The 24,290-nt window shown below is 69.9% G+C and carries 18 protein-coding genes; 2 read left to right on the top strand and 16 right to left on the bottom strand.

The features are described from left to right. Positions 1-13: 13 nt before the first annotated feature. The 11 genes from VNJ48_RS15820 to kduI all read right to left on the bottom strand — a co-directional run bounded on the left by VNJ48_RS15820 (position 14) and on the right by kduI (position 11,997). A complete protein-coding gene (locus VNJ48_RS15820) occupies positions 14-1,393 on the bottom strand; it encodes an alkaline phosphatase PhoX (RefSeq protein ID WP_325603801.1) in 1,380 nt (459 codons plus the stop codon). 18 nt (positions 1,394-1,411) lie between these two features. After that, entirely contained in the window at positions 1,412-2,212 is an 801-nt protein-coding gene (locus VNJ48_RS15815; RefSeq protein WP_325603799.1) for a GAF domain-containing protein, read from the bottom strand. Positions 2,213-2,333: 121 nt separating this feature from the next. After that, a complete protein-coding gene (locus VNJ48_RS15810) occupies positions 2,334-3,431 on the bottom strand; it encodes a sugar kinase (RefSeq protein WP_325603797.1) in 1,098 nt (365 codons plus the stop codon). Beyond that, positions 3,428-4,090: a bifunctional 4-hydroxy-2-oxoglutarate aldolase/2-dehydro-3-deoxy-phosphogluconate aldolase gene (eda, locus tag VNJ48_RS15805; protein ID WP_325603796.1), complete on the bottom strand. Its 663-nt coding sequence runs from the start codon at positions 4,088-4,090 to the stop codon at positions 3,428-3,430. The genes VNJ48_RS15810 and eda overlap by 4 nt, the downstream gene beginning before the upstream one ends. An 8-nt stretch (positions 4,091-4,098) precedes the next feature. Beyond that, positions 4,099-5,589, bottom strand: coding sequence for an aldehyde dehydrogenase family protein (locus VNJ48_RS15800; RefSeq protein ID WP_325603794.1), 1,491 nt, complete (start codon positions 5,587-5,589; stop codon positions 4,099-4,101). Positions 5,590-5,644: 55 nt separating this feature from the next. Continuing rightward, a complete protein-coding gene (locus VNJ48_RS15795; protein WP_325603792.1) occupies positions 5,645-6,640 on the bottom strand; it encodes an ABC transporter permease in 996 nt (331 codons plus the stop codon). After that, positions 6,637-8,199, bottom strand: a complete 1,563-nt coding sequence (locus tag VNJ48_RS15790) for a sugar ABC transporter ATP-binding protein (protein ID WP_325603790.1) — start codon at positions 8,197-8,199, stop codon at positions 6,637-6,639. Before VNJ48_RS15790 ends, VNJ48_RS15795 begins: the two co-directional genes overlap by 4 nt. Beyond that, positions 8,196-9,209 carry an ABC transporter permease gene (locus tag VNJ48_RS15785; RefSeq protein WP_325603788.1) on the bottom strand — a complete coding sequence of 338 codons (1,014 nt, stop codon included), beginning with the start codon at positions 9,207-9,209 and terminating at the stop codon, positions 8,196-8,198. The genes VNJ48_RS15790 and VNJ48_RS15785 overlap by 4 nt, the downstream gene beginning before the upstream one ends. After that, a complete protein-coding gene (locus VNJ48_RS15780) occupies positions 9,206-10,291 on the bottom strand; it encodes a substrate-binding domain-containing protein (RefSeq protein ID WP_325603786.1) in 1,086 nt (361 codons plus the stop codon). Before VNJ48_RS15780 ends, VNJ48_RS15785 begins: the two co-directional genes overlap by 4 nt. Before the next feature lie 114 nt (positions 10,292-10,405). Beyond that, positions 10,406-11,185, bottom strand: a complete 780-nt coding sequence (kduD, locus tag VNJ48_RS15775) for a 2-dehydro-3-deoxy-D-gluconate 5-dehydrogenase KduD (protein WP_325603784.1) — start codon at positions 11,183-11,185, stop codon at positions 10,406-10,408. Then, positions 11,182-11,997, bottom strand: a complete 816-nt coding sequence (kduI, locus tag VNJ48_RS15770; RefSeq protein ID WP_325603782.1) for a 5-dehydro-4-deoxy-D-glucuronate isomerase — start codon at positions 11,995-11,997, stop codon at positions 11,182-11,184. Before kduI ends, kduD begins: the two co-directional genes overlap by 4 nt. A 164-nt stretch (positions 11,998-12,161) precedes the next feature. On the opposite strand from kduI, the gene VNJ48_RS15765 reads away from it, so the two are divergent. After that, on the top strand, positions 12,162-12,956 hold the full coding sequence (locus VNJ48_RS15765; protein WP_325603780.1) for an IclR family transcriptional regulator: 795 nt from the start codon (positions 12,162-12,164) through the stop codon (positions 12,954-12,956). Positions 12,957-12,986: 30 nt separating this feature from the next. Here VNJ48_RS15765 and VNJ48_RS15760 read toward each other — a convergent pair whose 3' ends face one another. The 4 genes from VNJ48_RS15760 to VNJ48_RS15745 form a co-directional block, all read right to left on the bottom strand. Further along, positions 12,987-14,654 carry a copper resistance protein CopC gene (locus tag VNJ48_RS15760; protein WP_325603778.1) on the bottom strand — a complete coding sequence of 556 codons (1,668 nt, stop codon included), beginning with the start codon at positions 14,652-14,654 and terminating at the stop codon, positions 12,987-12,989. Then, positions 14,651-15,451: a YcnI family protein gene (locus VNJ48_RS15755; RefSeq protein ID WP_325603776.1), complete on the bottom strand. Its 801-nt coding sequence runs from the start codon at positions 15,449-15,451 to the stop codon at positions 14,651-14,653. Before VNJ48_RS15755 ends, VNJ48_RS15760 begins: the two co-directional genes overlap by 4 nt. 52 nt (positions 15,452-15,503) lie before the next feature. After that, the gene (locus VNJ48_RS15750) at positions 15,504-17,192 is read right to left on the bottom strand and encodes a PKD domain-containing protein (RefSeq protein ID WP_325603774.1); all 1,689 of its coding nucleotides are present in this window, start codon (positions 17,190-17,192) and stop codon (positions 15,504-15,506) included. 82 nt (positions 17,193-17,274) lie between these two features. Continuing rightward, complete coding sequence (locus VNJ48_RS15745) at positions 17,275-23,070, bottom strand: LamG-like jellyroll fold domain-containing protein (RefSeq protein ID WP_325603772.1); 5,796 nt, start codon at positions 23,068-23,070, stop codon at positions 17,275-17,277. A gap of 281 nt (positions 23,071-23,351) precedes the next feature. Here VNJ48_RS15745 and VNJ48_RS15740 point away from each other — a divergent pair, with 281 nt between their 5' ends. Then, on the top strand, positions 23,352-23,573 hold the full coding sequence (locus VNJ48_RS15740) for a tautomerase family protein (RefSeq protein ID WP_325603770.1): 222 nt from the start codon (positions 23,352-23,354) through the stop codon (positions 23,571-23,573). Between the two features lie 80 nt (positions 23,574-23,653). Here the strand turns inward: VNJ48_RS15740 and VNJ48_RS15735 are convergent. Next, a partial coding sequence (locus VNJ48_RS15735; RefSeq protein WP_325603768.1) for an Ig-like domain-containing protein occupies positions 23,654-24,290 on the bottom strand: 637 nt, incomplete at its 5' end.

Genomic DNA, 24,290 nt, shown 5'->3' with positions numbered 1-24,290 from the left:
GTTGCTGAGGGCGTTACGGAGTGGTGATCTCGATGACTCGGTCGTTCTGGCTGCTCGGGTGCTGGATGTTGACCCACGCGCGACGCTTGTCTGTGGGGTCGAAGTAGAGCCCGGTGAACTCCGAGCCGGGCGTCCCGTTCGAGGCCCAGCGGCCCAGTCCCTCACCGACGTCGGTCAGGTCGCCGTCGAGGTTGAGGTCGCGCGCGAACCAGATGTCGTTGTCGACCCCGCCGTTGCGGTCCTCGACGATGTAGATGTTGTTGTCGTGGTCGAGGGCGAGGTTGTCCGGGCTGGCCAGGCCGGTGCCGACCGGAGCGCCGGTCGCGAGGTCCGTGGTGCTGCGGTTGGCGAACACCGAGATCTGTGCAGCGCCGAGATCGAGCGCGTACACCTCGTTGGTCGTGGTGGTGGCGACGTACAGGCGCTCGACACCGTTGACGGTCTGGATCTGCAGGTCCTCCGGGCGCTGGTAGTCCGTGCCCTTGAACTTCGCCAGTTCGGTCGTGTTGCGACCGTCGACCGAGGTCACGCCGTTGGGGTCGGTGATGGTGATCGCGCCGGGGAGTGGCTTGCCCTTCGCGTCCGTGATCGGCACCCACGTGTAGGCACCCACAGCGTTGGGGGTGTAGCCGTCGCCGACGCGCAGCACCGAGGTCTGGCCAGCGTCGAAGTAGCCTGCCCGGCCCGACTTGATCTGGCCCCAGCTCGCGGCGGACGTGTACTTGTAGAGGCTGCCGCCGTTGAGCTCGTCGATGAAGTACATGTTCATCGACTTGTCGAACTGGACGCCCTCGTGCGACACCCGGGGGATCACGTTGCGGTGCACCAGGTTGGCGCTCTCGCCGCCGGCCTCGGTCACCGAGTCGGCCGTCAACGGGTTCGTCAGCTCGAAGAACCGACCGTAGTTGCTGGTCGTGCAGCCGGTGGGGGCCGTGCACCAGGACTCCTCCGCAGTGAGGTAGGTGCCCCACGGTGTCCAGTAGGAGGCGTCGAAAGCGACGTGAGCGCCGCGTGCCGGGCTGTACCAGAGGGTCTCGGTCTCACCGGTCGCGAGGTCGGTGCGTTGGACGCCGGACTGGCTGCTCTCGAACGGCGTGAAGAGGTGGCTGCCCTTGTGGGGACCGGTCTCGTTGACGGTGTTCATGTCCCACACGCCACTGTTGGGCTCCCCCTTGGCGAGCTGCTCCACGACGGCGGCGATTGACCGCTGCTCGAACGCAGGGTTGCCGAACGTGATGGGTGCGGCCTCGTCGGACGTGGGGCCTGCCGACGTCGGCAGGGGAGTGAAGTCGGAGAAGCGGGAGTCGCCGGCCGCCGAGGCGCCCGGCGACGCGAGGATCGCGGTGAGGACGAGGCTGCTGACTGCGGCCAAGCCGAGTGCATGCTGTTTCATGTGGGTCCCTTTGCGAGATCAAGTCTGCCGCCGTGGCGGCTGGGCCCTCACATCAACGCTGGCGCTCGCTTCCTGGGCGCCACCTGGACCAGACGTTTGAGCGAACGACTGACCAACAAGCGCCACGACCGCATTCGTAGGTGCATGCAGCGGCCCCACCCCGCTCGCGAGAATCAGTCCGACGACAGGCCCGGGAACCTCGCCGGATGAGTCACTGGTGGTGGGGTAGCCAGAACGAGAAGGTGCTGCCCGCAGGGTGAGCCGCTCGACGTTGTCGGCGCCTTCAACGGCCGCGGCAACTGCTTCAAGCCCGGTCATGGCCGGTGGTGGTCTCTTGGGTGCGTCGAGAGCCCGGACCAGCGGTGCCAACACCCCGGCGAGGCCCACGAGCAGGTCGAGATCGCGAGCGTTCAGCGAAGCGCGCGGCTCGTGTCCCAGAGCGCACAACGTCCCGAAGACAGTGCCGTCCTCATCACTGAGAGGCACTGCGGCGTACGACGCGATCGAGAATGCCTTGGTCGAAGGCAGCGCCTGGAGGGACTCGTCATTGCGAGCGTCGCTGACCAACATCGGTCCCCCCTCGACGACAAGACCGCACCACGTGGCGTCCAACGGCTCCGTGAGCCCGGCCGGCCCTGGAGCACCATCGGCGTGCACCGACTGCCTCACCGTGCGGTTGCCGGCGCCATCGAGCACGCTGACGAAGGCAATGTCCATGCCGAGCTGTTCACACGCCAGGGTGAGCAGTCGCCCCACCGCAGCCTCCGGCGCACCCGCGACGAAGCGAGCGAGGTCTCGGGACGCGAGTGTCGGAGGCATGGGGGACCTTGAGAATCGTGGGGCCGCAACGCGCACACTATTCGTCACCAGCAGCGCATGCAGCCGTATCCGTTGCTTGGTGCTGCCACGTCAGCTCGGAGCTCACCGAACCCGGCGCGGCTCAGCGACGTACGCGGGCGCTCCCGCCGGAGGCGAGCGCACGCACCTCCTCGCGGGTGGCCATCGAGGTGTCCCCCGGCGTCGTCATCGCGAGGGCACCGTGCGCTGCGCCGAGCTCGAGGCACGTCTGCAGCTCCTCGCCCTCGAGCAGGCCGTAGACGAGCCCCGAGGCGAACCCGTCACCGCCGCCAACCCGGTCATAGATGCCGAGGTGGTCACGAGGCGCCGACGACAGCACGCCGGTTTCGGGGGACCAGGCGATCGCCTGCCAGTCGTTGTCGCTGGCGGAGTGAACGGTGCGGAGGGTCGTGGCGATCACCTTGAACCACGGCATCTTCTCCGCGACGGTGCCGACCATGGCCTCGAAGCTCTCCATCGGCAACGAGCTGAGGTTCTCGTCGACGTGCTCGACCTCGAAACCGAGTGCTGCGGTGAAGTCCTCCTCGTTGCCGATCATCACGTCGACGTGCGCGGCCAGCCGCGTGTTCACGTCGCGGGCGAAGTCGGGTCCTCCGATGCCCGCCCACAGGCTCGGGCGGTAGTTGAGGTCGAAGGAAACCACGGTGCCGTGCCGCTGAGCGGCGGCCATGGCCTCCTCCGCAACGGCTGCCGCGCTCTCCGACAGCGCTGCGAAGATCCCGCCGGTGTGCAGCCATCGGACTCCGCGACGTCCGAAGAGGTCGTCCCAGTCGACGGTGCCGGGTGTCATCTGCGCGATCGCGGTGTGGGCCCGGTCCGAGACCCCGACGGCACCGCGCACGCCGAAGCCCCGCTCGGTGAAGTTCAGCCCGTTGCGGACGGTACGGCCGATGCCGTCGTAGGGCTCCCACTGGATGAGCGAGGTGTCGACGCCGCCCTGCATGATGAGGTTTTCCACCAAACGGCCGATCTCGTTGTCGGCCAGGGCAGTGACCACGCCGGCGCGCAGGCCGAAGACCTTGCGCATGCCGCGGGCGACGTTGTACTCCCCGCCGCCCTCCCACGCCTCGAACCGACGAGCGGTGCGCGTGCGCCCCTCCCCCGGGTCGAGCCGCAGCATGACCTCTCCCAGCGCCACGATGTCGAACTCGCAGTCAGCGGCCGGCCGGGTCTCGATCATGCTCGTGCTCCTTGACGTGCAGTCGGGTCGGTCGGGGCGCCCGGGAGAGCGGCGCACCGCGCGACGACCTCGTCCCAGTGGCCCTGGGTCAGCAGGTCCGGCGCGACCATCCAGCTCGCGCCGATGGCAGCCACTGCGGGATGGGCGAGGTACGCCGACGCGTTGTCGACGGTGATGCCGCCGGTGGGGACGAAGCGCACCTGGGGGAACGCTGCAGACAGTGCCTTGAGTGCGGGGAGCCCCCCATTGGCCTCGGCCGGGAAGAACTTCACGGTGTTCAGTCCCAGCGCGAGCGCCTGCATCACCTCCGTGGCGGTGCTGATGCCTGGGATGACCGGCAGGTCCAGCTCCTGGCATCGTCGTACGACGTCCGCGCTGAGTCCCGGCGACACGATGAACTGCGCGCCTGCCTCCCGGGCCTGGTCCACCTGCTCGGCGGTGAGCACGGTGCCCGCCCCGACGACAAGGTCGGGATGGGCGGCCAGGCGCCGGAGCACCTCGGCGGCAGCAGGGGTGCGGAAGGTCGCCTCGGCGACCGGCAGCCCGCCCCGGACGAGCGCCTCGCCCAGGGCGTCGGCCCGGTCAGGGTCGTCGAGGACCACGACCGGGACGACGCGGTGGCCGCGCAGGACGGCGAGCTGGTCCACGGCTGCGTTCACCGGAGCACTCACCTCAGCTCAGCGATGACGGTCTTGAGCTCGGTGTAGTCGTCGAGCCCGAACGAGCCGAGCTCGCGACCCCAGCCGGACTGCTTGTAGCCGCCGCGGGGCAGCGTCACGTCGTCGGCGTGCCACGTGTTGAGCCAGACCGTGCCGGCCCGCAGCTTGCCGCCGACCCGGTGGGCCGTGCCGAGGTCCTTGGACCACACACCGGCGGCGAGGCCGTAGACGGTGTTGTTGGCAGCGGCGACGACCTCGTCCTCGGTGTCGAAGGGAATCGCGGTGATGACCGGGCCGAAGATCTCGTCGGTCTGGATGGCCATCTGCTCGGTGACGTCGGTGATCAGCGTCGGGGAGAAGAAGTAGCCGCGATCGGCCGCCGCGTCGGCGCTTCCCGCGGCGAGCGTGGCGCCGTCGGCGACCGCCCCGCGGACGTAGCCGATGACCTTCTCGTGCTGTTCCTGCGAGACCAGCGGACCCATCGTGGTGGCGGGGTCGAACGCGTCGCCGACCTTGATCGCCTTCGCAGCAGCCGCGACCCCGGCGATCACCTCGTCGAAGACGTCGCGCTGGACGTAGAGGCGGGAGCCGTTGACGCAGCATTGGCCCTCGTTGAAGTAGCCGGCGAGCGCAGCGCCCGCGACGGCGGCGTCGAGGTCGGCGTCGTTGAAGATGATGTTGGGGGCCTTGCCGCCGAGCTCGAGGGAGACCTTCTTGAGGTTCCCCGCCGCTCCGGCCGCGATCTTCTTGCCGACCTCGGTGCTGCCGGTGAAGGCGACCTTGTCGACTCCGGCGTGCGCCACCAGCGCGGCGCCCGCGTCGCCGAAGCCGGGAAGCACGTTGACGACGCCTGCGGGGAGACCGGCCTCGAGCAGCAGCTCGCCGAGGCGCAGCGCGGTCAGCGGGGTCTGCTCGGCCGGCTTGAGGACCACGGTGTTGCCCGCGGTGATCGCGGGGATGATCTTGAAGGCGGCCATCGTCATGGGGAAGTTCCAGGGCACGATGCCGGCCACGACGCCGATCGGCTCGCGGCGCGTGTAGGCGTGGAAGTCACGCCCGGGCACCGACATCGGGATGGTGGTGCCCTCCATCTTGGTGGCCCAGCCGGCGAAGTAGCGGAACAGCTCGGCAGCCACGCCGACGTCGCCGCGGGCCGAGGCCAGGCTCTTGCCGTTGTCGAGCGACTCGAGCTGGGCGAACTCCTCCGCCTGCTCGTCGATCAGGTCGCCGATGCGCCAGAGCAGGTGCGAGCGCTCCCGCGGGGTGAACCGCGACCACGGCGAGCCTGCCTCGAAGGCGTTGCGGGCGGCGACGACCGCGCGGTCCGCGTCGACGGCCGACGCTTGGGCGACCTGGACGAGAACCTCCTCGTTGGCCGGGTTGACGGTGTCGAAGGTCTGGCCATCCTTGGCGTCGACCCATTCACCGTCGATGAGCAGCTGCTGGGGAGAGGACAGGAACGACTGGACGGCGGGCAGGAGGGAGGTGTTCTCAGACATGGTGGCCTTCCGGGACTTGGGGTGAGGGGAGGAAGTGGGGGTCGTCGGGCGCGGGCTACTTGATGATCAGCACCTTCGAGCGGTCGAGGGTCAGGGCGACGGCGGCGACGATGATCGCGCCGTAGAGGATCTGCTCCCAGGCGGACGGAACACCCACGATGGGCAGTCCGACGCGGAGCAGAGTGATGACCAGGGCGCCGACGAGGGAGCGCCAGACGCTGCCGTGCCCGCCGGTGATCGCCGTACCGCCGACAACGATCGCGGCCACGGCCGGGAGCAGCAGGTTGTCCGCCATGGTGGGGCTGCCGCTGAAGTTGCGAGACACCAGCATGACCGCGGCCAAGCCTGCGCACGCCCCGGAGACGGTGAAGGCGCCCACCTTGACCAGGTCGACCGGGGTGCCGGCCAAGCGGGCTGCCGCCTCGGAGTAGCCGGTGGCGGTGACCCAGTTCTGCAGCGGGGTCACCTTGAGCACCACCGCGATCACCGCGACCACCAGCACGGCCACGAAGAACGACATCGGCACCACACCCGCGATATACAGGTTGAGCCACTTCGTCGCTTCCCGGTCGACGATCCGGATGGGGCCGGCGTCGGAGATGACCAGGGCGACGGCCGAGAAGATGCTGAGGCCTCCGAGGGTGACGATGAAGGACGGGATCCGCAGCAGCACGTGAGCCAGCCCCTGCACGGTGCCGAGCCCGCCGGCGATCGCGATGGCGGCGAGGGTGGTCAGACCCCCGAGGTCGGGGAGCCACATCGCGAAGAGCACGGTCGTCAGGGAGCACAACGCGGCGATCGACAGGTCGATGCCGCCACACAGCACCACGAGCGTGGCGCCGGCAGCGAGGATCACGAGGGGCGCGGACGTCTTCACGGCGGCAGTGATGCTGCGCTGGGTGAGGAAGTCGGGGTCAGCGATGCTCAGCGCCGCGAGCAGGGAGAACAGTGCGATGAGCGGCATGAAGGACGTCAGCCGCTGCGCGACGGTGGGTCCGCCGGCGACCACGGCGGGTCCGGCGTCCGGATTGGTGACGACCTGGGAGCTCACACCATCTCCTTCACGAGGTCCAGAGGAGTCGGCTTGGCACCCGAGGGGCAGGCCACCTCGGCCGCGACGCGACCGTCGTTCATGACCAGGATCCGATCAGCCATCCCGATCGCCTCCTCCAAGCTGTCCGCCAACAGGACCGTGGCGACGCCGCTGTTGGCGAGCTCGCGCATCAGTCGGTACACCTCCGAGCGGGCGCCGATGTCGAGACCGCGGGTCGGGTGGTCCAGCAGCAGGACCCGTACGTCGCCTCCGACCAGCCAGCGAGCCAGGACGACCTTCTGCTGATTGCCGCCGGAGAGCCGCTGGATCGCGGTGTCGCGGCCCGGCGTCCGGATGGAGAGGCGCTGGATCCAGCTGTCGACGAGGGTGGCCTGCTTCTTCGGGGCCACGAGAGGGCCGGTGCATCGGGCCTTCTGCTTGGTCAGGGTCATGTTGTCGGCGACCGACATCGGACCGACCATGCCCTCGATCTTGCGCTCGGCCGGCACGTAGCCGATGCCTGCGGCGCAGGCGGCACGGGTGCCTGACAGGTCGAGCTTCTCCCCGTCGAGGGTGACCTCGCCGGCAGTCGTCGGCTCGGCGCCGAAGAGGGCACGACAGACGTCCTCCCGGCCGGAGCCGTGGACGCCGACGATGCCGACGATCTCGCCTGCGTGGACGTCGAGGTCGACGTCGCGGAACGTCGGACCCGCGAGGCCACGGACGCTGAGCCGGGGCCGCATCTGCTCGCCGGAGCGCTGGGCCACGGTGTCGTGGTAGTGGTCCCCCGAGCCCGTCGACCCGATCATCATGCGGTGCAGGTCGGTCGGGGCTGCGCCCGCGGTCGGCACCTCCCCCACCGACTGGCCGCCGCGCAGCACGCTGACGCGGTCGCAGACGTCGAGGACCTCGTCGAGCCGGTGGGAGACGAACACGACGGAGGCGAACTCGCGGAGCCGACGGATCTGGGTGAAGAGGGTCTCGATCTCCTTGGACTCCAGCACGGAGGTGGGCTCGTCGAGGATGATCACCGGCGGGTGCGAGGTCCGCTCCTCGATGCGCAGCACCTTGGCGATCTCCACCATCTGCCGCTCGGCGAAGGTCAGGGTGTCGGTGCGGGCCAGCGGATCGATCTGGGAGCCGATCTTGTCGAGCTGCTCCTGGGCGAGGCTCCGCATGGTGGCCCAGCGGTAGATGCCCCGGCGAACACCGGGCCCCTCGCTCCCCAGCACGATGTTCTCGGCCGCGGTGAGGTTGGGGACCAGGGACTGCTCCTGGAAGACCATCCCGATGCCGTGGTCGGCAGCGTCCATGATGCTCTTCAGCCGGACCTTCTCGCCCCGGACGTAGATGTCGCCTGCGTCCGGCCGGACCAGCCCGACGAGGGCCTTCAGGAGGGTCGACTTGCCGGCGCCGTTCTCACCGGCGAGGCCGAGCACCTCGTGCTGGTGGACGACGAGGTCGACGCCGTCGAGCGCCTTGACGCCCGGGTAGTGCTTGACGAGGCCACGGACCTCGAGCGCGGGCACCCGGGACGCGTCGCGGTGCGGTGTCTGCTGCTGCACGTCGGCGGTCACTTGGTCACCTGGTTCCTTCGACGCTGCGGGAAGACCGCGGCGGACACCGCGGCGACGACGATGAGGCCCTGCACACCACCCTGCCAGTAGGGGCTGACCCCGATCTGGACAAGACCGTTGGTGAGGACCGTGACGATCAGGACGCCGACCGTGGAGTGAAGGATGCCTCCGCGGCCGCCGGTCAGGAGGGTGCCACCCACCACGGCCGCTGTGATGGCCGCGAAGTCGAAGCCGCGGCCGGCCTGGACGAGTCCGGCGCTCAGCTGGCTGGTGACGAGAACACCGGCCAGCCCGTAGAACGCGCCGGCGAGGGTGAAGACCGCGACCTTGTACGGCGCCACCCTCACGCCGGAGAGCGCGAGCACCTCCTCGGCGCCACCGATGGCGAACGCGTAGCGTCCCAGTCGCGAGTAGCGCTGAAGCAGGTAGGCGACCAACACGCAGCCGGCGGCGATCCAGGTCAGGTAGGAGAACCCGAGGAAGCGGTCGACCGCCCAGCTCTCCAGCATGGTGTCGGTGATGTTGGGCTGGACCCCGCCGAACATCAGCGTCGCGATGCCCAGCCCGACGGCCGACACCCCGAGCGTGGTCATGAACGACGGCACTTTGAGCAGCACGAGCGCCAGACCGCTGACACAGCCGAGGAGGGCCGCCAGGAGCACGGCGACCAGCACCCCGAGGAGACCGAGGTCGTTGTCGTTGCGGTTGTTGGCCACCAGGAGGGCGACCGCGATGGCGGCCGCCCCCATGACGCCGGGGGCGGAGAGGTCGATCGACCCCATGAGCAGCACGAAGGTGATGCCGCAGGTCACGACGGCGAGGACCGCCGCCGTGTCCATGATGTTCTGCACGTTGCCGATCGTCCGGAAGTCAGGGCTCAGCACCGCGAAGACGGCGAAGATGACCAACAGTGCGATGGGCGGACCGGCGTCCCGGAACGACACCCCCCGCCGAGGCTGGGGACGCGTAGCGACGACCTCGGTGTCCTCGGCGGGGGATGTCAGGGTCACTGAATGGCACCCTGCGAACGACTGAACACGTTGTCGCACTCGAACTCGGCTGTGTCGACCTCAGGGGAGCTGAAGTCGGCGACGTTGTCCTCGGTGATGAGGAACTGCTCGGCGAACCAGGCGCGGTCCTCGTCGGGGATGTCCTCGACGGCGAGCTCGCCCGTGGCGACGCAGTAGCCGATCGCCAGGCCGATGCCGCCCTGCCACGGACCGTCGCTCGAGACCGTGGCGGTCATGGAGCCGTCCTGGATCGCGGTGAGCGCGTCGGGCACGGCGTCGATGCCGACGACCGCGACATCCGTGCGACCGGCTGCCTCGAGCGCCTCGAGAGCGCCGAGCGCCATGTCGTCGTTGGCAGCCCAGATGCCCTTGATGTCGTCACCGTGCTTGGTGAGCAGCGTCTTGGTCACCTCCAGCGCCTCCGCCCGGGAGAAGTTGGCCGTCTGGTCGTCGAGCAGCTCGACGTCGGTGTTCTCGGCCAGTGACTCCTCCAGCCCGGCGAACCGGTCCTTGGCAGCACCCGTGTCCAGAATGCCCTGGAGAGCGATGATGCCACCAGAACCGCCGATCGCCTCGGCCAGCGCGTCACCGATCTGCTTGCCCGACTCCACACCGTTGTAGGTGAGGTGGGTGACCCACTGGTCGTAGTCGGTGGTGGCGAGGTCGGCCGGCTTGTTCCACTGGGTGACCAGGTAGGCCCCGGCCTCCTCTGCACCCTCCACGATCGGCGGGGTGTCCGAGTCACCGTTCGGCAGGATGTTCATGACCAGGCACTCGGTGTCGCCGGCGAGCAGCTGGCTGATCTGCTCCTGCTGCTTGGTCGAGTCGCCGTCGTAGGTGAGCTTCTCCTGGGTCAGGTCCACGGATTCGGCGAACGTGTCCCCGCCGTCGAGCCACGCCGCCTCGTAGGGGTTGGACTCGTTGCGGACCTGGCCCACCAGCTTGACGTCGGCTGGGTCACAACCGCCGGCCTCTGCGGCGTTGCCGCCGCCGCCGCCGGCCTCCTCGCTGCATCCCGCGAGAGCGGCAGCAACCAGCGTCAGGCCGAGGACGGCCGCGGCTGGACGTGAGGTGAACTTCATCGTCGATCCTCATTTCTTGGGTGCCGGGGAGTCCGGCGGTTGGGATGTGTGGGAAGAGTGGACGCCCCGAGCGGCGCTTGGTGCTGTTCGGTGGTGCGAGAGAAGCGCTGGAGCTCAGCGCGCCATCCAGCCGCCGTCGACGACCAGGACGTGGCCGTTGATGTAGTCGGCGGCGGACGAGCTCAGGAAGACCGCGGCGCCAGCGACGTCCGCAGGCGTCCCCCAACGTCCGGCTGGGATGCGCTCCAGGATCGAGCGTGAGCGCTCGGGGTCCTCGCGCAGCGCGGTGGTGTTGTCGGTGGCCATGTAGCCGGGTGCGATCGCGTTGACCTGGACCCCGGAGGGGCCCCACTCGTTGGCCAGCGCCTTGGTGATCCCTGCGACGCCGTGCTTGCTGGCGGCGTACGAGACGACGCGGATCCCGCCCTGGAACGCGAGCAGGCTGGCGATGCTGACGATCTTGCCGTGCCCTCGCTCGACCATCGGCCGACCGATGTGCTGGCACAGGAAGAACAGTCCGCTGAGGTTGATGTCGACGACGCGGTTCCACGACTCCGGGCTGAGGGCGACGGTGTCCTCGCGCTCGATGATGCCGGCGTTGTTCACCAAGATGTCGACCTGGCGGCCGGAGGTCACGGCGCGGCTGACCCGGGCCACCGCCTCGTGGTCGGAGACGTCGAGGTCGAGCACCTCGACCTCTCGTCCGAGGCCCGACACCATCTCCTGCGTCGCGTCCTGGCTGCCGGGCAGCCCGAGGAGCACCAGGTCCGCGCCGGCTTCGGCGAGGCCCAGGGCCACTCCCTGACCGAGTCCGCGGCCTGCGCCCGTGACGACGGCGGTCTTGCCGTGCAGGTCGAAGGGTGAGCGACGGTCGGTCGCCGTCTGGGTGGTCACAGGTCGTCCAGGGCGACGGGGGTGAGGTCGGTGTAGGTGTTGTTCTCGCCGGCCATCGCCCAGATGAAGGCGTACGAGCCGGTGCCGGCGCCGGAGTGGATCGACCACGGCGGGGAGATGACGGCCTGTCGGTTGCGCACCACCAGGTGCCGGGTGCCGCCGGGCTTGCCCATGAAGTGGAAGACGCGGTCCTCTTCGTCGAGGTCGACGTACATGTAGACCTCGGTACGGCGGTCGTGGAGGTGCGGCGGGAAGGTGTTCCACACCGAGCCGTCGGCGATGACGGTCACGCCGAACTGGAGGACGGCGGTCTGCAGCTCCTCACCCCAGGCATAGCGGTAGAGGCTGCGCTCGTTGGCGCCCTGCGGCGTGCCGAGCGACATCGGCTCGACCTTGGCGTGCTTCAGCGCGGTCGTCGGGTGGGTGGCGTGGGCGGGCGCCGAGACGAAGTAGAAGGCGGCCTCGGCGCCGACGAAGACGACCTCACTCCCGCGAGCGACATAGAGGCCGTCGAGGTGCTCGAGCTCGAACTTCTCGCCGTCGACGAGGACGTGGCCGCCGCTGCCGACGTTGATGATGCCGAGCTCGCGCCGCTCGAGGTGTGACGTGCTGCCCAGCACGTCCCACGTGGGGAGGTCGAGCTCACCAGTGGCCGGGACGGCGCCACCGACGAGAAGCCGGTCGTCGTGGGTGTAGACCCCGCGCACCTCACCCGAGCAGAACAGGTCCTCGACGAGGAAGTCCTTGCGCAGGTCGGCGGTGGACGCCGTCTCTGCTCCGCTCGGTGATGTCGAATGCCGAACCTCAATCACGTACGAGCTCCTCGTCCTTTGAACTACGTTCCACTGGCTGAACTGGACCGTACAGTGAGCCGCGTCACAAGGTCAAGGGTGGAAAGTAAGTTTGTATATGTGAACTCAGACGGGTTCTGCCACAATGGGTGCAGCCGGCATTCACGCTCTTGAGGAGACGCTCGATGGACTCTCACGCCCCTGCGGCCATGACGCCCGGCACCACACCTGTGAAGTCCGCCGCGCGGGCCCTGGACGTGCTCGATGACATCGCTGCAAACGGCCCCGGGACCCAGCTGCAGCTCGCGACCCGCCTCGGGATCCCGAAGAGCAGCCTCCACGCGCTCCTCCGCACGATGACGTCCCGCGGGTGGTTGCAGACGGATCCGACGGGCGGCGTCTACCAGGTGGGGATCCACGCCCTGGTGGTGAGCTCGGCCTACCTCGACGGCGATCCCGTGCTGGCGCGTGCCTCGGCTGCCATGGACGAGATCTCCTCTGCGACCGAGGAGACCGTGCACCTGGGCCGGCTCGACGGAACGGATGTCATCTACACCGCCAAGCGCGAGTCGGTCCACCCGTTGCGGATGCACTCCGCAGTCGGGCGCAGGCTCCCGGCGTACGCCACGTCGCTGGGCCGCGCGATCCTGTCCGAGCAGCCCGAGGACGTACGCCGACGGATGGTGCCTGACACCATCCGCGGCCTCACCCCCAACACGACGACCGACAAGGAGGCCGTGCTGGCGATCATCGACCAGGCCCGGCTCCAGGGATACGCCGTCGAGAGCGAGGAGTCCTGCCTCGGTGTGAGGTGCTTCGGCATCGCCCTGCCGTTCGGCCGCCCGGTCGTGGACGCCCTCAGCGTCGCCGTCCCCATCAGCCGCCTGGTCGACGGGCGGGAGGACTTCATCATCGAGACGCTCCTCAGCGTCAAGGCCCGCCTCACGCTCGTCCAGGACAACAGCATGGTGCGCTACTAGCCGCACAGCAGGGCCGTCCTGGCGGCTCGGCTAGTCCTCGGCGATCTCGAACTCCAGGACCGTCACAGGGTTCTCGAACTCGCTCAGCCGCAAGGACACCTGGAGCCGCCAGGTCCCCGACGAGGGGATCACCGCCTCCCCGGTGTAGGTGCCGGGCCCGATGTTGGTCAGCTCCATGGGGCCGAGGTCCATGCCGGCAGAGGAGAGCGCGGCCTTGGGAGCTTCGAGCCCCTCGACGAACTCCCCCGCGGCGTCTCGGGTCTCGATCGTGACGGTGGTCGGGCCGGTCGAGAGCGACGACATGCTGGCCTTCACCTTGAGCGCGCCGAGCATGGCGATCCGGACGTCCTGCGGACCGGCCACCGCATCAGCCTCAGGGCTGCGGTCCACGAGGACGCCGGTGAGGAGCAGCACCCCGACGAGTGCGGCGGCTTCCACCATCGTGGTGCGTCGTACGAGGGCGGCCTCGGCCGCCGGCTTGCCGCGCCTGGCCCTGTCCTGCATGCGGGGCATCAGCGCGTACCGGTTCCACGCCCCGATCAGGACGGCGATCGCCGCGACCGTGATCTTGAGGAGCAGCAGTCGGCCGTACGTCGTCTCGACGAGCGCTGACCAGGAGCCGACGACCCGCCACGCGAGCACCGAGCCCGTGGCGACGAGCGCGACGAGCACCCCAGCGGCAAGGCCGGAGAAGCGCGCCAGCACCGCTGCCGCCACGTCGCCCTGGGCGAGGAGCAGGGGCAGCACGAGCGCCAGGCCCAGCAGGCCGCCGAACCAGAAGCTCCCGGCCGCGAGGTGCAGCATGTCGGCAGCGACGGCGAGGAGCTCCGGACTGGTCGCACGGGTGTGGCCGGTCAGGGCGGGTGCACAGATCGCGGCCCCACCGACCGCCGCCGCGGCCAGTCGACGCCGTGGGCTGGGGTGTCCGTCTCCCAGGAGCACGACCGCGAGCACCGAGCCGACCACGACGGCCAGCGTGACGGCATACTCGGTCGGCGTCAGCGTGGACCACGTCGTGGCACGCGCGAGCGATCCGACGTCCCCGCCCACCTGGTAGAGCGCCGTCACGGGTAGCGCGCCGAACCACGCCAGCGCGGTCAGCACGCATCCGTAGCGCGCCACGCGGAGCACGCGGCTGCCGGCGACGTCGCCGAGCTCGCTCCTCGGGAGGACGACGGCCGCAAACGCGCAGAGTCCCACCGCAGTGAACAGCCCCACGTAGCCCAGCCACCGCAGGACCTTGAGCAGGAGGGGGACCTCGGTCGGGCCCGCTCCCCCTGTCGTGGGTTGCGTCACCTCCGCGCTCGGCGCGCCGACCGAGAAGCTCAGCGACCCGCTCACCGGGTGGCCGTCCTCGGAGACGACCCGCCAGACCACGATGAAGGTTCCCTCGCCGAGCCCGTCCGGGAACGTCACGTCCAGCTCGTCGTCCGCCACGGCCGCGGATGACGGCACGTCACCGCCGGCGGCGTCGAAGACCTGCACGCCGTCCGGCACCGCAGCGACGGACTCGCTGAACGTGAAGCGCACGCGCTCCGGCGGTTCCGGGAGGACGGCGCCCTGGGCAGGGTCGGAGGAGACCAGGGTGGCGTGCGCGTTCGCCGGACCCGCCGTGCCGAGCAGCGCTGCGAGGACGAAGACGCCGAGGAGGAACAGGGCCGGGAGCCTCGGGTGGAACGTCCGAGGGCCAGCGGTCACCTCGACCTGCGCTGCAGCGCAAGGGCGGCCCCGCCGAGCAGCATCCCCAGCACCCCTGCCCCGAGCGCCAGCAGGGTGACCGCGCTCGGACCCACCTCAGCCGGTCCGGCCGACGTCGCGCTCGGCGACGAGCCGGCGTCGGCCACCACGTCAGCAGCGGGTTCGGCGGCCGGGGACGGGCTGGCATCACCGGCCGTGACGGTGAAGGACGGGGCGGGGAGCTTGAGCTCGTCCTCGTCCAGGCCGGCCTCCGGGACCTCGATCCAGGCAGCCTCAGCCCCTTGGCACCGCTGGATGACCGGGAACACCAGGGTGCTGCCCTCCGCGGCGGTCTCCGGGATCTGCACGGAGAGCTGCACGGTGTCGCGAAGGCCGTCGACGAGCGGCTCCTGGGTCGTGAACGTGACGGACTCGACCCGTTGGGTGACCTCGTTCCCGTGGGCATCGGTCACCGGCGGCTCGAGCTCGATCACGCGCTTCTCCGCTGTCCACAGGGGGTCACGGGTGGGCGTGGCCGCGTTGATGCCGGACGGGATCTGGATGGTCAGCCCTGTGGTCGGCGCGTCGCCGCAGCCGTGGCTGACGCTGAACTCCAGGACCGCGTACGCGCCGGCCGCGGTCGTCGAGGGCTCGACGGAGACATGAGCGGTCGCCGGGTCGGCCAGCCCCAGCACGAGGAACGCCACAGCGGTGCCGGCGGCGCCGAGGCGCATGACGACGCGCTGCGCACGGCTTTTCGTGGACTGCGCCATTCGGGTCCCGAGCTGGGGAGGTGCGGCGGGTTCAAGCGGGTTCACAGGTCCATCCTCGGGTCGGCGGCTTCAGCGGAGGGGTGGGGTTCGTCTTCATTCACCGGACGACTCGGACCTGCCAACTGCGGGCGGTGCGGTTGCCCGCAGCGTCGATCGCCACGAGACGCACGGTGTGTCGTCCCGGCGTCAATGGCGCACGAGGAGTCCACGACGTACGGCCGCGGCGAGCGTCGTGCCGGACGGGCCGAACCCTGTCGCCGTCGATGCGGAGGGCGAGCCTGCGCACGGAGGAGAGAGCATCGACGACCGTTGCCCGCACCGTGGGCGTGACATCCGTCGTGGTGGAGGATGGTCGCGGCCTCCGGATCTTCGGTCCGGTCCTGTCCACCACCCAGGCATGGGAGGACGGGGTCGCGTCGGTGATGCCGGCGGCATCGGTTGCCCTCACCGCCAGCAGGTGCGGCCCTTGCGTCAGGCCTTCGAAGGTGGCGTCGGCGGCGCAGGCGCGCCAGTCGGTCGCGTCGAGACGGCACGTGAAGGTGCTGCCCGGCTCGGTGCTCGTGAAGCGGAAGGACGCGCTCTGCGACCTCGTCTGGCGCGCCGGGCCTCCGCTGAGGCCGGTCTGCGGCGCAGCCACGTCACTGGCGGACACCGCCACGGCGGCGAGGACCCTGGCACCGTGGCTGTTGGCCACGGTCAGCGTCGCCGTGTAGCGGCCGGCTGCGGCGTACGTGTGGTCAGGGTCGGCCCCCCGTCCCGTCGTGCCATCCCCGAAGTCCCAGGAGTACGTGAGGTCGGCCGTGCCCGGCGCGAGGTCGACGCAGCCGATCCGCAGCGCGTGGTTGTCGGGGTCGTGGATGACCATGGAGACAGCGTCCGGACCGGCACGCTGCGGCCGGGTCACCTCGACGCGCCCGCTGCTCCCCGAGGAGTCGGTGGTGAAGGGCAGCCACAGCTCGTTGGCCTCGGCGAACGGCTGGCTCGTGTCGAACCGGAAGTGGGCGCCGCCGCTGTTCGAGGCGCATGCCTGCTCGTGCACGTGCACGATGTGGTGGGAGTTCGGCCTGAGCCCGCTGACCTCGAGAGAGGCGTACGTCTGCGCCCGCCGGCGCACCAACGAGGCGTCGCCGGCGAGGCCTGGGTGGCTCGTCGACCCCGCGGCGAACGGCCTGACGGGCCCGCCTGTGGTCACCTCCGCCGAGAATGCCACGTTCAGCGGGGCCGCTCCGGACGCGGGAGTCGCGGTCGCCGAGGCACCGGGGAGGTGACTGCTGTGTCCGACTGTCGGGGGCTCGGGGTCGGTCGGGGGAGGCGTGGCGTCGCCCTCGCCCACCACCACCGTCCCGCTCATCGTCGGGCCGTGGATCGAGCAGTAGAAGTCGTAGGTCCCCGCCCTCGTGAAGGTGCGGCTGATCGGCGGGCCGCCCGGGGCGCGTGCCTGCTGCACGGGCTCGTCCCAGGTGGAGCTGGTGTCCTGCGATGTCAGGTCGTGCTCCTGGCCGGCACGGGGGAACTCGAAGCGCCACTCCACGGTGTCGCCGACCAGGATCGTGACCTCGGACGTGCCGGTGTCACGGGAGACCCACCGGGCGCCCTGCTCGTCGTCGACGGCGTCGATGATCCACGTGCGAGCCGCTGCGGGCGTCGCGGACACGTCCGCCGTCGCGCTGACGACTCCCCCCGGCGCACCGAGGCCGGTGAGCACGAGGACCGCCGCGAGGGCCCCTGTCAGGACGGACAGGACAGAGACTCGGGGCTGCCGGCGGCGGCAGGACGACATCCACATGGTGTGCCTTCTCGTGACGGTCGGACCGGACGGGGACGGCGCCCCGACGGACGAATCCGTCGGGGCCCCGGGTCGTCCCAGGTCAGCGCTTGACGTAGAACCACTGCCTGTATCTGCTCCACCAGGTCCGCGAGTCCCCGGAGTAGGTCACCAACAGCAGGTGCCTGCCGGGCCTGAGGTTCCTCGTGACCTTGAGGACGTGGCGTCCACCCGTCAGCCTGCCGACCTCCAGGAGCTTGCCGTCGATGCGGATCCTGACGGTCCCCGTGGGCGTCGGGCTGTCCGCCAGGAGGGACGTGACCCGGGTGGCCACCTTGAAGTCCTCCCGGAGGTCGAGCCTTCGCGGCACCGCCTTGGCGACGGTGCGCGACGTGGACTTCTTGACGGGTCGCGCCAGGACGGTGACGGTCACCGTGGCGGATGACGCCTTGTGGAGTGCGTCGCCGCCGTACCGGAGGTCCAGGACGTGCTCCCCGACCGAGAGGCTCTTGGCCCCCAGGAACAACGTGGCCTTCCCGTCGACGACGTCGGCCGCGGCCACGAGGGTCCCACCCTTCCTGAGCTCCACGGTTCCGGTCGCCGAGTCGGGCGAGACCACTGCCGAGACCGAACCCGACTGTCCGTGCGTGATGGGCAGGGCCGCGCCGGACACCGCCGTGGTGGCTGTCTCTCCCCCTGCCGGCTTGACCGTGATGGTCACGGTGGCAGGAGCCGAGGCGGCTTTCCCGTCACTTGCCCGGTAGGTGAACGAGTCGGCGCCGGTGAACCCGGCGTTCGGCGTGTAGGTGAACGACCCGTCCCTCGCCAGCACGACAGCGCCGTGCGTGGGCTGGGTGGCGTCCGCGGCTGTCACGGCCTCGCCGTCAGGGTCATCGTCGTTCATCAGCACGCCAGGGGCAGGAACCGTGAGGACCTGTCCTCCGACCGCGTCGTACGCGTCGGCACCGGCCGTGGGCGCCCTGTTGCCGGGCACCGCCCTCTCCACCGTGATGGTGACGGTGGTCGCTGCGGACGTGGTGGTCCCGTCGTTGGCCCGGTAGGTGAAGGTGTCCGTCCCGGCGAACCCGGTGGCGGGGGTGTAGGTGAACCCGCCGTCGGCTGCCATCGTCACCGTGCCGTTGGCGGGCTGGGTGACCCCGGTCGCCGTCAGCGTGTTGCCGTCGGCGTCGGTGTCGTTGGCCAGCACACCGGACACCGCCGGCACAGTGAGCACCTGGCCCTCAGCAGTGCTGTAGGCATCGGCCGCACCCACGGGTGCCCGGTTGACCGCCGGGCACTGGGTGCTCAGCTCGGCGACCTGCTGCGCGCTCAGCTCGTAGCCGTAGATCCGGAACTCGTCGACCAGCTCGGTCGGCCCCGGATCGGGCCAGCTCGTGTTGCCGATGAAGTTGGCCGCCGTCCCACCCTCGCCGACGTCACCGATGTCGACCGGGATGTTGTCCCGGGTGCCGCCGGCCATGAGCTGTCCGTCGAAGTAGATCTTCCCGGTCGTGCCGCTCCCGGTCGGGGAAGGCCCGAGCGTCACCACGACGTGGGTCCACTTGTTCAGCTGGAGGTCCGTCTCGCCCGGGAGCTGGATGCGGTACTGCTCGCCGTTGTTGACCCGCAGCGTGGCACCGAATCCGCGGGCGCCGCCCTCCGTCGAGGACTGCAGGAGGAAGAACTCCTCCGTGCTCTTGCCGATCTGGACGTGCGGGGTCCAGTTGGGCAGTGCCGTCGGACGGATCCAGGCCGCGAGCGTGATCTCGGTGTCCATGCCCGCCGTGATGTTGTTCGGCAGGTTCACCTGGCCGGCGTCGCCGCCCGGAAGCGACACCGCACCTGCGCACTGCCCTGCCGCCCATCCGGCACCACCGATGAGGGTGGCAGGACCCACGGAGGAGTCAGTGCCGGAGTTCGCCGCAGTCGTGCCCGTGCCCTCGTCGAACTTGTAGTGGACCGGCACCCCCGCGCTGGGCGGCGGACGCTGCACCGTGTGCTGGGTGGTTCCGGCGGAGTTCCGCCAGCCCTCGGCACCAGTGAAGCGCACCTCGATCTGGTGCACGCCCGGGGACAGCGTGATCTCGGGGAACGTCACCGCCCCGTCGGTCACGGTCACCGGAGCGCCGACGCGGGCGCCGTCGATGAACAGCTCCGCCTGGCCGTCGGGTGCACCCTCGGGCCCAGCGGCTGCCTCGTCGGCCACCGTCGCGGAGACGGTGATCGGTTGGGCGAACGGTGACGGTGACGCAGGCGACACCGACACCGTGGTGGTGGTGTCCAGGGCCGTGCCGTCGGCGTACATCGCCGCCACGTCCTGGGCGGTCAGCGCGGACCGGTAGAGCCGCACGTCGTCCATCAGGCCGTCGTACGCCGGGTCGGGGAACCCGTTGCGCCCCAGCCAGTTGTTGGTCGTGGGACCGACGTCGGACATGGTGATCGTCAGGTTGTTGCGTTGGGCGATCTGCTGGCCGTTGAGGTACAGCGTCCCGGTCGCGCCCTGGCGGGTGAACACCACGTGGTTCCACGCACCTGGGGTCACGTCCCGCTTCGGCGCGGCGTAGATCCGCTCCTGCAGGCCCGACCCCTTCTTCTTGAACGTCGCGGCCAAGCCGGTGTCCCCACCGTCCTGAGTCTGCATCTGGATCTGGAAGAAGCTGCCGTCCCCACCGAAGCCGTCACCGATGTGGAACATCCCGATCCAGTTGCCCTTGGTGTCCGGCCGCGCCCAGAACGACGTGGTGAAGTTCGCCTCGCCCTGGAGCAGGTTGTCCGGCAGGTCCACCGCGTTCGCGTTCGAGCCACCCGGCAGGTTGACCGACCCGTCGTAGATCCCGTCCTCGGACCAGCCCGTCGTGCCGGTGAGCGTCGCCGGCCCCACAGACCTGTCGGTGCCGGTGTTGGCAGACGTGGAACCGGCGCCCTCGTCGAACTCGTAGTGGATCGGCACGTCGCTGGCACCCGGGTCGACGGAGGTGATGACGAGGTTGTCGACCATCATCCCGGCGTCACCGGCACCTGCCGCGAGACGCAGTGTCTGGGATCGCGCTGCCGCGGTGAAGGTGCCGACGTAGGTCTCGAACACCTGGTCCTGGCCGTCACCCGCCGAGGACACGGTGCTCGTCAGGGTGGTGTCGAGCGAACCGATGCTCAGCTGCGCGTTGGCAGCACCCGCACCGGCCGCGGAGCGACTGTCCCGTGCGTAGCGAAGGGAGATGCGGTAGTCACGCCCGGCGTCGAGGCCCTGGACGACGCGGGACATGTCGCCCGCGGCGCCCAGCGCCACGTGGTAGCCGGTGGCGCCGAGGGCTCCCATGCTGGGGGCCTGGGCCCGGACCAGCTGCACCTGGCCGTCGATGTTCCACGGCGTCATCCGACCGCTGCCCGGGGCGACGTCGACCACCTGGGCTCCGTCACCGGGGAAACGGGGGTACTCGAACTGCTCCACGACCCGCGGGGTGCGCGAGTCCATCTGCACGGAGGGGTTGATGTCGAGCATCTTGGCGATCGAGGGGGTCCCGTTCGCGTCGAAGACGAAGAGCATGTACGCCCCCGGAGGGGCGTAGGTCCCGTCCTGGGGCGCGGTGACGGTGAGCCCGCCTGCGCCCTGGGTGAAGTTCAGGTCCTGGAAGTTCTGGTCGTTGTTGAAGCCGTGCGTCACCGACCCGTTGCGGACGAGCGTCACCCTGGAGACGGGGGCGTTCGCCGCGACGTTGAAGGTGCCGTTGTAGCCGATCTTGTTCGGAGCGCTCGTGATCTCCGGGCGTACGGCCGGCTGGTTGCCGTCGAACAAGTAGGACGGGGAGTAGTACTCCACATCGACGTAGTTGCGTGGACCCGGCGCGCCGCCGCCGCCGATCATGATCCGACCGTCGGGGAGGAGAAGCGCGGTCGAGTGGTAGAGCCGGGCGTGCTCGTAGGGCAGCTCGACGGTGGTCCACGTGCCGGTGTCCGGGTTCCAGATCTCGGCGTTCGTCACGTACCCCCCGTTGCCGGCGTTCTCGCGGCTGCCGCCGGTCACGATGACGTTGCCGTCCGGCATCACCGTCGAGGTCGCCCAGTGGCGCTGGTACTTCATCGGCTGGGTCGCGGCGATGACCGGGGCCGCCGTGCCGCCCGGGGTCGTCAGGTCGACCGTGAAGCCGGCGCGCGCACCGTCAGGCCCGCCACCGTTGGCCCACCAACCGCCGCCGACCTGCAGGATCTTCCCAGGGCGGTACATGGTCGCTGTGGACGTGGCGCCGACCGGGTTACCCAGGCCACCCTGGTTGGCGACGACAGGAGGCACCGGTCCTCGCAGCGTCACCGCACCCGTGCCGCCGTTCCCCTCGGGGTCCAGCTCGAACATCTGGGTGCCGCTGATGTTGAAGAGGTTGCCGCTGCCCGGCGCCACGAAGGCGCGGGGGTACCACCAGCGGTTCTCGCCGGCACTGCCCTCGCCGTACGCCGCGTCGCTGCGCGCCCCCTTGAGGAGCTTCCAGCTGGCGCCCTCGTCCGGGGTGTAGACCTCGGGCGTCAGGACTCCCGGGCCGCCGGGGCCGCCGCGCAGGCTGCCGCCCTGGACCACGATCGCGCCGTCCGGCATGGTCGTGCCGGTCGGGTACCACCGCGCGATGTTCATGGGCGCCTCGTTCTGCAGCCCGTTGTTGGTCCTGTAGCTCGTGACGCCCATGGAGCCGTCGTTGGGCGCGTTCTCGCCGAGGCCGTCGTCACCGCCCACGGTCATCGTGGAGTGGTTGTGCGGGTTCTGCACCTGCATGGAGCAGAAGAGGTCGGTGTAGGTGGCGTTCTGGACGATGCCGGAGCGCAGGTTGCCCAGGGTCCGCGGCGTCGTGGGGTCCCAGATGTCGATCTCGACCTGGCCCCCCTGGTAGATCGTGTTGTCGCCGGTCCAGTCGTAGGGGTTGGGGTCGCTCCCACCCTTGCTGCCGAAGCTCTGCACCTTGCCGTCAGCGGTGAGCGCCATGTTGATGGGCATCAGCGGCCACGGGGTGACGCCGCTCCACGAGCCCTGGTCGTCCTTGCGGGGCGGCGAGCAGTCAGCGGCGAGCAGCCCGGCGGCGTACGCAAGGCCGTGGCGCATCTGTTGGCGGATGAAGGGCTCGGAGTACGACGACTCGGTGTGACCCATGCCGGAGTACCACGACCGACCGCTGTCGATCTGCTGGCACCAGGTGATCGGGTGCGTGGTGCCCTGGCGACCCATGCCGTAGGAGGTCTCGTCGGCCTCGAGCAGAGTGCGCACGTGAGGCGCCGGGTTGACGGTCCAGTCGTACCACTCGTCGCTGCGGGTGATCTCGTTGGGCAGGCCCTGCGTCAGCGGGTGGCCCGTTGCCTTCAGCGTGACGCGGCCCGGCCGGATGGCGGGGTTCTCCGGGTGTCCCTCGGACATCGCGCCCACGAGGCGGGCGTAGAACGGGTTGACGTCGTGCTCGCTCTGGCCGACCGACCAGCCGGCGTAGTGCATGCCCATGTAGCCGCCGCCGCCGCGGATGAACGACTCGAGCGCCGCTCGCTGGTCGACGTTGAAGAGCACGCCGCCGGTCTGCGCGAAGACGACCGCGTCCACCGTGTTCAGGTACGGGGTGTTGAAGTTGGCCGGGTCCTGGGTCTCCCGGACGTCCACGGTCTGGCCGTACTGGAGCGCGAGCTCGGTGGTCAGCTGGTTGACCGCCTGGCGCGCCTGGACGTGCGAGGCGTGGAAGTTGTCCTTGTAGAACAACAGCACCCTCAAGACACCGTCGGCCGGGGCTGCTGCCGGTGCGACGGCCGGGGCTGCTGCGACCGGCGGCGCCACGGTGAGCACCACGACGAGCGCCACGAGCAGGGCGAACATCTGCGTCATCGACGTGCGAACGCGCGTGGTCGCGCGTTCACGGACAGGCCGGCGAAACGTCATGGGGATCCTCGGGTTGGCTCGGAAGGCTCGAGGCCGGGGCGACACTCACGCCACGACTCGCTGTCCGCGACGCTATGACCGCGGTCACACAGAGTCAAGAATTTCGTCCACGCCGCTGAACAATCACCTAGAATCGTCCACGTACATGGACGGATGTGGAAGCTGTGGCCCAGCCACCGCTTGTGGGCGCTCATGGAGTCCCATATGGTGATCTGTGTTCACACATCCGGACGATCCGCCTCTCGATGCGGGAGGCGGGGCCCATGAAAGGGACCCCCTCCATGCCCAACATCACCGTCGAGCTGCTGAAGGGCCGCACCATCGACCAGCGCCGCGCCTTCGCAGCGGCCGTTGCCGAGAGCGCCGTCGAGATCCTCGGCGCGCGAAGCCAGGACGTCCGGATGGTCTTCACCGAGATCACGGCAGACACCGTGGCCAACGGCGGCGTCCTTGCCAGCGAAGACCAGAGCCGCGCAGGAGTGGTGGCCGCGCTCGACAGCTGAGCGCCTCTCCTCCTCGACAAGCGGCGAAGGGCCCCGGCGGATGCTCCGCCCGGGCCCTTCGTCCATGTGTCGAGGCTCGATCAACGCACGACGCGGAGGCTCTGCCTGTCCCGGTTCCACATCGTCACGGAGTCGCCGGAGTAGGTCGCCGCGACCATGTGCCTGCCGACGTTGAGGTTCCGCGTGACCCGCAGAACGTATCTGCCGTCCTCCAGCCGGCCGACGTCGATCCGACGACCGTCGATGCGGATCGTGACCGAGCCGGTCGGGGTCGGCGCGTCCTCCGCGATCGACGTGACCTGGACGACCACCCTGAAGTCCTCACGGTGCTCGAGCCTCCCGGGCCTGACCTTCACGACGGTCCGTGACGCCTTCATGGCCGCGGGCGCCGGCGCCACGCTGACCGTGACGGTCGAGGACGATGCCCGGTGCCGGGCGTCGCCGCCGTACCTCAGGGTGAGGACGTGATCGCCGACGGGCAGGGCCCGCGCGGGCAGCACCAGGGTCGCTCGTCCCTGCGAGACGGCGGCGTTCGCCAGGACCGTGCCGCTGCGGCTCAGCTCCACCGTGCCGGAGGCTGCGCTCGGTGACACCGTCACCGAGACTGATCCTGCCTGACCGTAGGTGATCGGAGCAGCGGCCCCGGCGACCACCGTGCCGGTCGGGGCGGGCACCGGGTCGCTCGGCGTCGGCGGCGGCGGCGGCGGCGGCGTCGGC

It is taken from the genome of Nocardioides sp. (genome assembly GCF_035576065.1).
In the GTDB taxonomy this organism is placed as follows: Bacteria; Actinomycetota; Actinomycetes; order Propionibacteriales; family Nocardioidaceae; genus Nocardioides.
Note: the sequence above shows the minus strand (reverse complement) of the source record. Positions and strands in the feature narration are given on the sequence as shown.